The sequence below is a fragment of the Aeromonas sp. s4 genome (assembly GCF_040907855.1).
In the GTDB taxonomy this organism is placed as follows: Bacteria; Pseudomonadota; Gammaproteobacteria; order Enterobacterales; family Aeromonadaceae; genus Aeromonas; species Aeromonas caviae.
Genome location: NZ_JBFOCP010000058.1, coordinates 24,053 through 36,487 on the forward strand (window position 1 = coordinate 24,053; position 12,435 = coordinate 36,487).

A 12,435-nucleotide genomic window follows, 5' to 3' on the forward strand; every position below is an offset into this window, starting at 1 on the left:
TCAGGACTCCGACAAGGTGGCACAGCCGGTGGTGGCAGGCTGGTGCGTGGCAAGATGGTGGATGGCAAACCAGAGCTGACCGGCGGCGATGCCACCGTCATTGAGCGGCAGGGTTTCGCTGGTCAATACCTGCTGGCCAGCGGCTTCGAGTGCGGGCACCAGCTGGTCTATCAGCACCCGGTTTTGAAAAACGCCGCCCCCGAGCGCCACCGGATAGCCGGGGAAGCGTTCGGCAAGGGCGATGACCAGATTGCTGATGGCGCGGATAAAACCGGCGGCCAGGCTGGCGGTGGCGGTGCCTTTGCGCCGCTCGCTGACAAGGGTATTGATGAGCTCTGCCCACTGGATCTGCAGTGGCCCCTCTGTTGATTGGCTGAGATCAAAGGCGAGGGGGAAGGGCGCTTCATCGGGGGCTAGCCGCGAGGCGGCTGCCTCCAGCAGGAGTCCCGCTTCGCCCTCGTAATCGGGGGTGTCGATCACTCCCAAGAGCGCCGCCACCGCATCGAACAGCCGACCGATGGAACTTGTGTAAGGGGCGTTGCGACCCAGCTGCCAGAGCTGGTGCAGGTTGCTGATCCGCTTAAGGGGCAGTTGCTTGATCAACGGAATATCGAGGGCACTGATCTGCTCAGGGCTGTGCGATTCAAACAGCAGCCCCAGCAGCTGACGCACCGGCTCGCGGATGGCCGCTTCGCCGCCGATGAGCTTGAAGGGTTTGAGGTGGGCAACCCGTGTAAAGCTTTGAACGTCGGCCAGCAGCAGCTCGCCGCCCCAGAGGGTGCCGTCATCGCCAAGGCCGGTGCCATCGAAGGCCACCCCCAGCACCGGGCCTGTGATGTTGTGCTCGGCCATTACAGCCAGCAGGTGGGCGTGATGGTGCTGCACCTCGAGGTGGGTTGCATTGTGATCACGGCAATAGGCCTTGGCCCACTGATGGCTGAGGTAGCCCGGGTGGCGATCCGAGACCAGCAGCTCGGGCTTGAGATCGTAGAGTTCGCGAAAGGTGGCGAGGGTCTGCTCGAAGTGGTTCTGCATCGGCAGGCTGTGCAGATCGCCGATATAGGGGCTGTAGATGCGCTGGCGGCCGAAGGCGAGCGCCAGCTGGTTCTTCTGCTGCGCCCCGACTGCAAGAAGCGGCGCCTTGACCGCCTCTTTCAGGCTGGGGGTGCAGGGGACATAGCCCCGGGCGAGGCGCAACGTCTGGCGTCGCGCGCCGGCCCACTGCACCAGACTGTCGTCGCAGGGATGCAGGATAGGGCGGTTGTGATCCAGAATGCCGTCAATCTCGCTGCCGAGCTCCCTGACCACCGCCTCACACTCAATAAGGATCGGGCTGCCGCGACCATTGGCGCTGGTGGCTACCAGCGGCATGGCGCAGGCATCCAGCAGCAGCTGGTGGAGCGGGGTATAGGGGAGCATGACCCCAAGGTAAGGAATGCCGGGGGCGATCCCCTCGGCCAGCGGCGCGGCTGGTTGCCCAGTTTCGGAGAGCCGATCATCGTTAATGCGCTTGCGCAGCAAGGTGATGGGTCTGGCCTGAGAGGTGAGCAGCTTCCACTCTGCCTCGCAGCCGGTGACATGCAATTTGGCCTCGGCAAGGGAGCCCATCATCACCGCCAGCGGCTTGCGCTCGCGCCGCTTGAGCATTCGTAATCTGGCAACACTCTGTTCATTGCGGGCATCACACATCAGGTGATACCCCCCCATCCCCTTGACTGCGATCAGTGCTCCCGCTTGCAGGGTGCGGGCAGCGGCCTGCAGGGCATCCTCGCGCTCGGCCAGCGCATCGCCGCGGCCGCTGCGCCAGCTGAGATGGGGCCCGCACTCGGGGCAGCTCACCGGCTGGGCGTGGTAGCGTCGATCCAGCGGGTTTTCATAAGCCGCAGCACAGCGCGGGCACATGGCAAAACCCGCCATGGCGGTATGGGGTCTGTCATAGGGGAGGCGGCGGATGATGGTGTAGCGCGGGCCGCAGTGGGTGCAGTTGGTAAAGGGGTAGCGATGGTGGCGATCTTTGGGGTTGGCCACGTCCCGGGCGCATGCCTCGCACATCCCCTGATCCGGCGAGATGGCGACCGTGGCCGCGCTCTGCTGCTGGCTGGCTTTAATTCGAAACTGGCTATGAAATTGGCCATCGAAGTCGGGATCATAAGCGAGGGGCAGATCCTGCTCGCTGAAATGATCGATGCGGCTGAGCGGCGGCGCGAGTTCCCGCAGTTCGCGGGCAAAGCTGGCGAGCTGCTCAGGGGATCCTTCGGCGCCAATGGTGACGCCGCTCGCGTCGTTCAAGACATAACCGACAAGGCCGTGGCGCAATGCCAGCCCATAGACGAAGGGGCGAAAGCCGACCCCCTGAACTATGCCGTCGATATGGAACTCGCGGCGCAGTCGAAGGCGTGTCGACGTGGTCATGGCGCCATCCAAAGAGGGGCCAGCGCCCCTCCCTGATAACCGGGGGGCAGGGAACCCTCCCTCATGACAGGGAGGCTGGGGAGGGCCGACAGGGGCGGCCATCCTGCGATCATCCTGGGGGATGTCATGCGATATCGAACTCCCATCTGCTGGCCTGCCGCCACGGCATGGGCCATCGGGTGCAACGAACGGGGGGCAACGGGCTGCGTCGCGATAGAAGGGGCGTAGCCTTGACAGGCAGAGGAGGCCCTCGCCCTGTCACGGGGGCCAAGTTTACCGGGGCCCTGGCCCCCAATACCTTGATCTCGCCCCTGTTTGAGTGCCAGATGCGGCGCTTCTTTGCGATCCTGTGAGCCTGCTCCGCCAGCGATCGGCGTGTGAGGGCAGGCGGCGCCACGCCCCAGGGGCGCTGAGCCGGTCCCTGAAGGGGGCAAATCGAGGATGGCGGGGCCAACACGCAGGTTTTATTGTTTGGTTTTATTTAACGATTATGGTCAATCGAGTAGAAAAATTGAACACATTGGAGGCTGTTTTACCCCTTGCGGGGGCTGGCGGGGGTCTGCCGGCCTTGAAAAACGGGGCCAGCCCGGTTTCCCGGAGCGTCTCGGCGGCGAGACGCCAGCGGGCGGGATCTGCCATTGGCGGCCCTGGGCTGGTATAGTCCTGCGCCAACAAAAGAGGTTGGAGAGACGGCTTGCCGATGCCCCTGGGGGCGGCGCCTCTCTTCGCGGCATCAAAGGATATCCCCATGAAATTCAGTCCCCTGCTCGATGAGATGATGAAGGCGCTGCAGGTCTTGCCGGGCGTGGGCCCCAAGTCCGCCCAGCGCATGGCGTTCACCCTGCTGGAGCGCGAGCGCAGCGGCGGCCTGCGTCTGGCCTCCCTGCTCAACCGGGCGCTCACCGAAATAGGTCATTGCAGCCATTGCCGCACCTTTACCGAGAACGATCGCTGCGAGATCTGCGCCAATCCCAAGCGCGAGGAGAACGGCCTGCTCTGCGTGGTGGAGAGCCCGGCGGACGTGGCGGCCATCGAGCAGACCGGCCAGTTCTCCGGCCGTTACTTCGTGCTGATGGGCCACCTGTCGCCCCTTGACGGCATCGGCCCCGAGGAGCTGGGGCTCGATATCCTGGAGGGCCGCCTGCAAGAGGAGCAGATCAAGGAGCTGATCCTCGCCACCAACCCCACCATCGAGGGGGATGCCACCGCCTGGTACATCGCCGACATGGCCCGCACCGCCGGGGTGGAGGTGAGCCGCATCGCCCACGGCGTGCCGGTGGGCGGGGAGCTGGAGCTGGTGGATGGCACCACGCTCTCCCACTCCCTGATGGGGCGCCAGCGCCTGAGCTAAAGACGCCACGGACCCCACCCCGGCCCTCCTCTTGGCAGGGGAGGGAGCAATGGATCCTGCCCCACTCCTCCCTTTGGCAGGGAAGAAAGCAACGAACCCCGCCTCAGCCCTCCCCTTGATAGGGGAGGGAGCAATGGATCTTGCCCCACTCCTCCCTTTGGCAGGGAAGAAAGCAACGAACCCCTGCCCTCCCTTTGGCAGGGGAGAGCAAGGCTGACCTCGCCATTGGCTCCACGCTCGATCCCAATCTGACCCTCCTCGCCAGACAGGGGATGGCAGTGCACCTCTCCCTTGTGAAGGGGGGGCCGGGAGGGGGTTGCCTGTGTGGGCCAAGCGAGGGGCCGGTGTGCAAATTTGCTCTCAAGTTTGCACGCAAGCCCCTTGATATTTGAAAGGCCAACCCCATCTAGCTTGGGAATCTGTTCAACCCGACGTTTTGAGGACTGGTCGATGACCCAAAGTGTTCACGCCGAAACCCACGGCTTTCAGACTGAAGTCAAACAACTGCTGAGCCTGATGGCTCACAGCCTCTACTCCAACAAAGAAGTATTCCTGCGCGAGCTGATTTCCAACGCCTCCGATGCGGCGGACAAGCTGCGCTTCAAGGCGCTTTCCGATGCCTCTTTGTTCGAAAACGACGGCCAGTTGCGCGTGCGCCTGGTGGTGGACAAAGAGAACAAGACCCTGACCATTTCGGACAACGGCATCGGCATGACCCGTGACCAGGTGATCGAGCACCTGGGCACCATCGCCAAGTCCGGCACCGCCGAGTTCTTCAAGCACCTCTCCGGTGACCAGGGCAAGGATTCCCAGCTGATCGGCCAGTTCGGGGTGGGCTTCTACTCCGCCTTCATCGTGGCCGACAAGGTGACCGTCATCTCCCGCGCCGCCGGCACCGCGCCGGAGCAGGGCGTGCAGTGGGAATCACAAGGGGAAGGCTCCTTCACCGTGGCTGACGTGACCAAAGCCGGTCGCGGCACCGACGTCATCCTGCACCTGCGCAGCGATGAAGAGGAGTTCCTGGACGACTGGCGCCTGCGCTCCGTGGTCAGCAAATATTCCGACCACATCAGCGTGCCGGTGGAGATGTTCAAGGAGGGCACGCCGGATCGGGAAGAAGACGGTGAAACCATCGTCGGCACCCCGGGTGAGTGGGAGCAGGTCAACCGCGCCACTGCGCTTTGGACCCGCAACCCGAAGGACATCAAGGACGAGGAGTACCAGGAGTTCTACAAGCACGTCGCCCACGACTTTGAAGATCCGCTCCTGTGGGGTCACAACCGGGTGGAAGGGGCCCAGGAGTACACCAGCCTGCTCTACATCCCGGCCCGCGCGCCGTTCGATCTCTACAACCGCGAGCAGAAGCACGGCCTGAAACTCTACGTGCAGCGCGTCTTCATCATGGACGACGCCGAGCAGTTCATGCCGACCTACCTGCGCTTCGTGAAAGGGGTGCTGGACTCCAACGATCTGCCGCTCAACGTCAGCCGCGAAATTCTGCAGGACAACAAGGTGACCGCCTCCCTGCGCAAGGCCTGCTCCAAGCGCGTGCTCACCATGCTCAACAAACTGGCGAAAGAGGATGGCGAGAAGTACGCCAAGTTCTGGAGCGAGTTCGGCAATGTGCTCAAAGAGGGCCCTGCCGAGGATTACGCCAACCGGGAAGAGATCGCGAAGCTCTTGCGCTTTGCCAGCACCGCCGGCGAGGGCGAAGCCCAGACCGTGTCGCTGGAGGATTACGTTGGCCGCATGAAGGAAGGTCAGCAGAAGATTTACTACATCACCGCCGACTCTTATGCCGCTGCCAAGAACAGCCCGCACCTCGAGATCTTCCGCAAGAAGGGCGTCGAAGTGCTGCTGATGTGGGAGCGGGTGGACGAGTGGCTGATGAGCCACCTGACCGAGTTCGACGGCAAGCAGCTGGTCTCCGTCACCCGTGGCGAACTGGATCTCGGGGATCTGGAAGACGACGCCTCCAAGCAGGCGCAGGAAGAGGCTGAAAAAGCCAACGCCGGTCTGGTGGAGCGGGTCAAGAAGAGCCTCGGGGAGGCGGTGAAAGAGGTGCGCGTCACCCACCGTCTGACCGACTCGCCGTCCTGCATCGTCACCGACGCCCACGGCATGAGCACCCAGATGATCAAGTTGATGCGCGCCGCCGGTCAGCCGGTGCCGGAGCAGAAGTACATCCTGGAGCTCAACCCCGACCATGCCCTGGTGAAGAAGCTCGGCACCATCGAGGATGAGAGCCTGTTTGGCGAGTGGGTCTCCCTCCTGCACGAGCAGGCCCAGCTGGCAGAGCAGGGCGGCCTCAATGATCCGGCGAGCTTCGTCTCCCGTATCAACCGTCTGCTACTCCAGGCGTGATGTGATTGTGATTGGCCCACTGCATGACAGTGGGCTTTTTTTTGGCCGTTCCCCTCTGGTGCGCTGCTGCATTTTCAATCATTTTTCGTGGTCGTCGTCTGCGTCTTTGGTCGCAGAGACGGGGCGGGAGTGTGGTGATAATCTGGCCACTCACACGGGGCGAGCTTGTTAATACGGGCGAAAACGTGTAGTTTTTTGCCTTCTCAAGAATTGAATAACCAATCAACTAGGAGCGTGTATGCGCATTGTTCTGTTGGGAGCTCCGGGCGCCGGCAAGGGTACCCAGGCTCAGTTCATCATGGAAAAACACGGTATTCCGCAGATCTCCACCGGCGACATGCTGCGTGCGGCGATCAAGGCGGGTACCGAGCTGGGCCTCAAGGCCAAAGCCGTGATGGACGCAGGTCAGCTCGTCTCCGACGACATCATCATCGGCCTGGTCAAAGAACGCATCGCGCAACCGGATTGCGCCAACGGCTTCCTGCTGGACGGCTTCCCCCGCACCATTCCCCAGGCGCAAGCCATGAAAGATGCCGGTGTGACCGTGGACTTCGTGCTGGAATTCGACGTGCCGGACGAAGAGATCGTCAAGCGCATGAGCGGCCGCCGCGTGCACTCCGGCTCCGGCCGTACCTACCACGTGGTGTTCAACCCGCCGAAAGTGGAAGGCAAGGATGACGTGACCGGTGAAGATCTGGTGATCCGTGCCGACGACGAAGAGACCACAGTGCGCAAGCGCCTGGATGTCTACCATCAGCAGACCGCGCCGCTCATCGGTTTCTACGGCAAGGAAGCGGAAGCGGGCAACACCCGTTACGTCAAGATCGACGGCACCCAGCCGGTGGATCTGGTCAGCCAGCAACTGGCCGCCATTCTCGGTTAAGCCATTCAGGGCCGGCAGGACGCAGCCGTTCGCCGGCTGGCTACGAGGGTGAGAAAAGGGTCCATACCGGGCCCTTTCTTGCATTCCATTCCCACGACACAGAACGACAGGATGCTAACGTGACCACGAAAACCGGGATCTTGCTGGTCAATCTGGGTACCCCGGCCGCGCCGACCACGGCGGCGGTCAAGGCGTTTCTCAGCCAGTTTCTGCACGATCAGCGGGTCGTCGACCTGCCGCGCTACCTCTGGTGCCCCCTGCTTCACTTCATCATCCTGCCGACCCGCTCCCCCAAGGTGGCCAAGCTCTATCAGCAGGTGTGGACCGAGCAGGGCTCCCCCCTGATGGTCATCAGCCAGCAGCAGCGCGCGGCCCTGGAGCACGAGCTCAAGCGGGAAGGGGTCGAGGTGCCGGTGGCGCTCGCCATGACCTATGGCGCCCCGTCGCTGGCCGATGGCTGGCAGGCCCTCAAGGCCCAGGGGGTCAACCGGGTGATCCTGCTGCCGCTCTATCCCCAGTATTCGGTCAGTACCACCGCCTCGGTGTTCGACGCCTGGGCCAGGGCGATGAAAACCGAGCGCAATCTGCCGGTGGTGCGGCTCATCCGCGATTACCATGCCCACCCGGAGTACATCCAGGCGCTGGCCATGAGCGTGCGTCGCCACTGGGAGCAGCACGGCCAGGGGGAACATCTGCTGATGTCCTTCCACGGCATTCCCGAGCGCTACGAGCGGGAAGGGGATCCTTATGGTCATCAGTGCAGGCGCACCGCCGCCCTGCTGGCGGAGGCGCTGGGGCTGGCCCCGGAGCAGTGGACCGCGAGCTTCCAGTCCCGCTTTGGCAAGGAGGAGTGGCTCAAGCCCTACACGGACCTGACCGTGGCCGACTTGCCCTCTCGCGGTGTCAAGCGGCTCGATGTCATCTGCCCGGCCTTCTCGGCGGATTGCCTCGAGACCCTGGAGGAGATCCAGGTGCAGAACCGGGAGATCTTCATGGCCGCCGGTGGCGAGCAGTTTGAATACATCCCGGCCCTCAACAGCGATCAGGCCCATATCCGCATGATGGTTTCCCTCATCTGTCGCGAGCTGGCATGATGGCCGTTCTCATCCGGTGCCCGACGTGGCGGACGTTCGGATTCAACGATAAAGGAGTGTCCTGATGATGCATATCACGCTGATTTACGCCGGCCTGCTCGGGCTCTTGTTCCTGCTGCTCTCCTTCTGGGTGGTCAAGCGCCGCGCCCAGTTCAGGGTGATGATAGGGGAGGGGGAAGCCCCCGAGATGCTGGCCGCGATCCGCGCCCACGGCAACTTTGCCGAGTACGTGCCCCTCACCCTGCTGCTGATGGCCCTGTGCGAACTGGCGGGGGTCGGGGCGCTCTGGCTGCACCTGGGCGGTGTGCTGCTGCTGCTGGGTCGCATCCTGCATGCCATCGGCATCCAGATCCCCAGAGCTCCCAACATGCCGCGCCTCTTCGGCACCCTCTTCTTCTGGCTGTCGCTGGGGATTTTCTCGGTGCTGGCCCTGGTGCAGGGGCTCTCGGCAAGCTGAATGTCATCCCGCAACACCACCCCGTCACGGGGTGGTTTTTTGTGGCAGGCAAGTCAAACGTTTTCCTCGCAAGCCCTTGTCTATACTGACCTCAAAATTCAATCGTGCGACTTTTCGGCGTGGTGGATTGTGTTAAAATCCCGCCCCTCTTTTCCCCAGAGCACAGAAGATTGCCATGAAATTTCCCGGTCAGCGCAAGTCCAAACACTACTTCCCGGTCGACAGACGTGATCCCCTGATCCCGCAGAATTCCCAGCTCACCGAACTGGGCAAGGCCTATGTAGTGGGCATCGATCAGACTCTGGTGGATATCGAAGCCCATGTGGACGAAGACTTCCTGAACCGGTACGGCCTGAGCAAGGGCCACTCCATGCTCATCTCCGACGAGGTGGCGGAGCTGGTCTACGACGAGCTCAAGGCCAACAACATGGTGGTGAGCGAATTTGCCGGCGGCACCATCGGCAACACCATGCACAACTACTCCGTGCTGGCGGACTCCCACTCCATCCTGCTTGGCGTCATGAGCCAGGACATCCGCATCGGCAGCTATGCCTATCGCTATCTGTGCAACACCTCCTCCCGGGTCAACCTCGACTACCTGCAGCCGGTGGACGGCCCGGTCGGGCGCTGCTTCACCTTCATCACCGAAGGGGGAGAGCGCAGCTTTGGCATCAACGCCGGCAAGATGGATCACCTGGATGTGGACCACATCCCCGAGACCATCATCAAGGAGGCCTCGGCCCTGGTGATCACCGCCTACCTGGTGCGCGGCGCCGACGGCACCCCCATGAAGGAGGCCGCCATGGCCGCGGTGCGCTATGCCCGCGAGGCCGGGGTGCCTGTGGTGCTGACCCTGGGCACCCGCTTCGTCATTGACGAGAATCCCCAGTGGTGGCGCGATTTCATCAGCGAGAACGTGACCGTGCTCGCCATGAACGAGGACGAGGCGGAGGCCCTGACCGGGATAAAGGATCCCCTCGGCGCGGCCGACAAGGCGCTGGACTGGGCGGACATGGTGCTCTGCACCGCCGGCCCCATCGGCCTCTACATGGCGAGCTACACCGACGAGGACTACAAGCGCGAGACCACCCACACCCTGCTGCCCGGCGTCATCCCCGAGTTCAACATGTACGAGTTCAGCCGCCCCATGGCCCGGGACAAGTGCCGCAAGCCTGCGCGTATCTACTCCCACATCTCCCCCTACATGGGCGGCCCGGAGAAGATCAAGAACACCAACGGGGCAGGGGACGGGGCGCTGTCCGCCGTGCTGCACGACATGGTGGCGAACGCCTACCACCGCATGAACGTGCCGAACTCCGCCAAGCATCTCTCGGAATTCCTGACCTACTCCTCTCTGGCCCAGGTGTGCAAGTACGCCAACCGGGTGAGCTACGAGGTGCTGGCCCAGAGCAGCCCGCGCCTCTCCCGCGGGTTGCCGGAGAAGGAAGACAGCCTGGAAGAGGTGTACTGGGAGCGGTGATACCTCTTCCTGTCGACCACGAGAAAGGGTGCCACTGGGCACCCTTTCTTGTTTTTGGGGCTGGATCATGTTTTTGGCATCGCTTTTGCTGACATCGTGGACAGCCCGCGTCGCGGCGGCATACCTTGTGTTAAGGATATGTAGCTGCTGCGGGGCGAGGGTATGTTGAGACAATGGAGTATCGGTCGGCGTCTGTCGTTGGTGACCCTGATGGTGCTGGCGCTGCTGGGACTGCTGCTGTTCTTCTGCCTGCAGATCTATCAGCAGGGGCTGATGGGGGAGAAGAGCCGCCAGACCCAGGCTCAGGTGGAGACCGCCTACAGCCTGGTGGCGGGGCTGGAAGCCAGGGTGCGCAAGGGGGAGATGGACGAGGCGAGCGCCAAGGCCGAGGCGCTGGCGCTGATCAAGGGGTTGCGTTACGGCAACGATGACTACTTCTGGATCAACGACAGCCACCCCACCATGGTGATGCACCCCATGAAACCCGAGCTGGACGGCAAGGATCTCTCCGGGGTGGAGGACAAGCAGGGGCTCAGGCTGTTCGTCGCCTTCGCCGATCTGGCGCGGGCCCAGGGCGCGGGGGAGGTGGCCTACTACTGGCCCAAGCCGGGGGTGGACGAACCGGTACGCAAGATCTCCTACATCAAGCGCTTCGCCCCCTGGGACTGGATCATCGGCACCGGCGTCTATGTGGACGACGTCGAGGCCCAGTATCGGGAGGTGCTGCACACCCTGCTGGGGATCGGGCTGGTGCTGGCCCTCCTGCTGTTTGCCGTGGTCGGCCTCATTGTGCGCAGCATCGTCGTGCCCCTCTCCCGCTCGGTCTCGGCCCTTGGCAACATCGCCAGGGGAGAGGGGGATCTGCGGGTACGTCTGCCGGAGTCGGGGCGTGACGAGCTGAGCCAGCTCAGCATCAACTTCAACCTCTTTGCCAGCCAGATGGCGCAGCTGGTGGCCCGCAGCCAGCAGATAGCGGATCAGAACCGGGTGCATGCCCACCAGCTGGCCGAGGTGGTGGAGCGTACCGGCGCCATCGTCACCGGCCAGGAGCAGGATACCCTGCGGGTGGCCAGCGCCATGGAGCAGATGACGGTGAGCAGCCGCGAAGTGGGCCAGCACGCGGCCCAGGCCGCCGACGCGGCGGACTCGGCCCTCAATCTGGCCCAGCATGGCCGCGAGGTGGTGGTCCAGACCCGGGAGTCCATCAGCCAGCTGGCGGACGAGATGGTGGAGACGGTACAGGCGGTGAGCCGCCTCGAGCAGGAGACTCAGCAGATTGGCTCCGTGCTTGACGTCATTCGCGGGGTGGCGGAGCAGACCAACCTGCTGGCCCTCAACGCCGCCATTGAAGCGGCACGGGCCGGGGAGCAGGGGCGCGGCTTTGCGGTGGTCGCCGACGAGGTGCGTACCCTGGCGACCCGCACCCACAGCTCCACCGACGAGATCCGGCAGATGATCCAGCGGCTGCAGGAGGGGGCCGGCAAGGTGGTCAGCGGCATCAGCCAATTACAGCAGCTCTCCCGCGCGACGGCGGACAGGGCCGGCGATGCGGATGTCGCCATCAATGCCATCGATGGATCCGTCCACACCATTACTGCGATGAATGGGCAGATTGCCACGGCGGCGGCGGAGCAGAGCCGGGCGGCGGAGGAGATCAACCAGCGGCTGGTGGCCATCACCCAACTGGCGGCGGATGCCCTGGCCCAGAACCGGCTGACCGAGCAGGCATCCGGGCAACTGGCGCTGGCCTGCGACGAGCTGGGGGCCCTGGTGGCGAAATATCGTATCTGACGGCCTTTCTCCCCGCTTTTTCGGGATAAGGCTTGAGTCTGGGGGGCTTTTGGGACACCATCTGCCCCATTCTCGGCCAGCCCTGGCCGACAGCCTGCCATTGCTTTGCAAGAGAGAGACCCCATGAGCAAACTAACTGACAATCTTGACGCCAATTTCCAGCTGTTCATCGAAGAAGTCCGCGAGTCGGGTCAGGTGTGGGGTCTGCGCTACGGTGAAGACTGGGTGGTGTGCCGCTCCGCCGAGTTCGAAGATGCGGACGTGATGCCGCTCTGGTCCGCCGAAGGGGATGCCCGCCTGCACTGCGTGGACGAGTGGGCGGATTACGAGCCGGAAGTGATCGAGCTCGAAGAGTTCTTGGACATCTGGATCAACGATCTGGACGAGGACGACGTGCTGGTCGGCCCGAACTGGAACGCCGATCTGGAAGGCCAGGAGCTCGAGCCCATCGAGCTGGCCAAGGCGCTGGTGGAACTGGACGCCTGAGTCTGCCGTCCTGCCGGATTGTGATGAACCGGCCCCCTTCGGGGGGCCGGTTTTTTTATGGCCGCCATGGGCCATGAAAAGGCGATTTGCCTTTGCACCCGTCCCGGGGATGGGTCA

9 protein-coding genes are annotated in these 12,435 nt (G+C 63.4%); 8 read left to right on the top strand and 1 reads right to left on the bottom strand.

Annotation, left to right across the window (positions count from 1 at the left end; genetic code table 11):
- Positions 1–2,412, bottom strand: coding sequence for a carbamoyltransferase HypF (gene hypF, locus AB5Y89_RS20035; protein ID WP_368224358.1), 2,412 nt, complete (start codon positions 2,410–2,412; stop codon positions 1–3).
- A gap of 748 nt (positions 2,413–3,160) precedes the next feature.
- Between hypF and recR the strand changes: the two genes are divergently transcribed.
- The 8 genes from recR (at position 3,161) to AB5Y89_RS20075 (ending at position 12,318) form a co-directional block, all read left to right on the top strand.
- Positions 3,161–3,763, top strand: coding sequence for a recombination mediator RecR (gene recR, locus AB5Y89_RS20040; RefSeq protein ID WP_368224359.1), 603 nt, complete (start codon positions 3,161–3,163; stop codon positions 3,761–3,763).
- A 450-nt stretch (positions 3,764–4,213) separates the two neighbouring features.
- Positions 4,214–6,127, top strand: coding sequence for a molecular chaperone HtpG (gene htpG, locus AB5Y89_RS20045; RefSeq protein ID WP_323916312.1), 1,914 nt, complete (start codon positions 4,214–4,216; stop codon positions 6,125–6,127).
- 238 nt (positions 6,128–6,365) lie between these two features.
- Positions 6,366–7,010 carry an adenylate kinase gene (gene adk / locus AB5Y89_RS20050; RefSeq protein ID WP_010674422.1) on the top strand — a complete coding sequence of 215 codons (645 nt, stop codon included), beginning with the start codon at positions 6,366–6,368 and terminating at the stop codon, positions 7,008–7,010.
- A gap of 119 nt (positions 7,011–7,129) precedes the next feature.
- Positions 7,130–8,104, top strand: a complete 975-nt coding sequence (gene hemH / locus AB5Y89_RS20055; protein ID WP_010674423.1) for a ferrochelatase — start codon at positions 7,130–7,132, stop codon at positions 8,102–8,104.
- Positions 8,105–8,168: 64 nt separating this feature from the next.
- A complete protein-coding gene (locus tag AB5Y89_RS20060) occupies positions 8,169–8,561 on the top strand; it encodes an MAPEG family protein (RefSeq protein WP_319918470.1) in 393 nt (130 codons plus the stop codon).
- A gap of 175 nt (positions 8,562–8,736) precedes the next feature.
- The gene (locus tag AB5Y89_RS20065) at positions 8,737–10,041 is read left to right on the top strand and encodes an inosine/guanosine kinase (protein ID WP_010674425.1); all 1,305 of its coding nucleotides are present in this window, start codon (positions 8,737–8,739) and stop codon (positions 10,039–10,041) included.
- Between the two features lie 162 nt (positions 10,042–10,203).
- Positions 10,204–11,832, top strand: a complete 1,629-nt coding sequence (locus AB5Y89_RS20070; protein ID WP_225315776.1) for a methyl-accepting chemotaxis protein — start codon at positions 10,204–10,206, stop codon at positions 11,830–11,832.
- A 123-nt stretch (positions 11,833–11,955) separates the two neighbouring features.
- Positions 11,956–12,318, top strand: a complete 363-nt coding sequence (locus tag AB5Y89_RS20075) for a DUF2750 domain-containing protein (RefSeq protein WP_010674427.1) — start codon at positions 11,956–11,958, stop codon at positions 12,316–12,318.
- Positions 12,319–12,435 lie beyond the last annotated feature (117 nt).

Excerpts from the sequence above, each read along its gene's own strand:
- hypF (WP_368224358.1), bottom strand. The coding sequence starts at position 2,412 with ATGACCACGTCGACACGCCTTCGACTGCGCCGCGAGTTCCATATCGAC.
- recR (WP_368224359.1), top strand. The coding sequence starts at position 3,161 with ATGAAATTCAGTCCCCTGCTCGATGAGATGATGAAGGCGCTGCAGGTC.
- htpG (WP_323916312.1), top strand. The coding sequence starts at position 4,214 with ATGACCCAAAGTGTTCACGCCGAAACCCACGGCTTTCAGACTGAAGTC.
- adk (WP_010674422.1), top strand. The coding sequence starts at position 6,366 with ATGCGCATTGTTCTGTTGGGAGCTCCGGGCGCCGGCAAGGGTACCCAG.
- AB5Y89_RS20060 (WP_319918470.1), top strand. The coding sequence starts at position 8,169 with ATGATGCATATCACGCTGATTTACGCCGGCCTGCTCGGGCTCTTGTTC.
- AB5Y89_RS20065 (WP_010674425.1), top strand. The coding sequence starts at position 8,737 with ATGAAATTTCCCGGTCAGCGCAAGTCCAAACACTACTTCCCGGTCGAC.
- AB5Y89_RS20070 (WP_225315776.1), top strand. The coding sequence starts at position 10,204 with ATGTTGAGACAATGGAGTATCGGTCGGCGTCTGTCGTTGGTGACCCTG.
- AB5Y89_RS20075 (WP_010674427.1), top strand. The coding sequence starts at position 11,956 with ATGAGCAAACTAACTGACAATCTTGACGCCAATTTCCAGCTGTTCATC.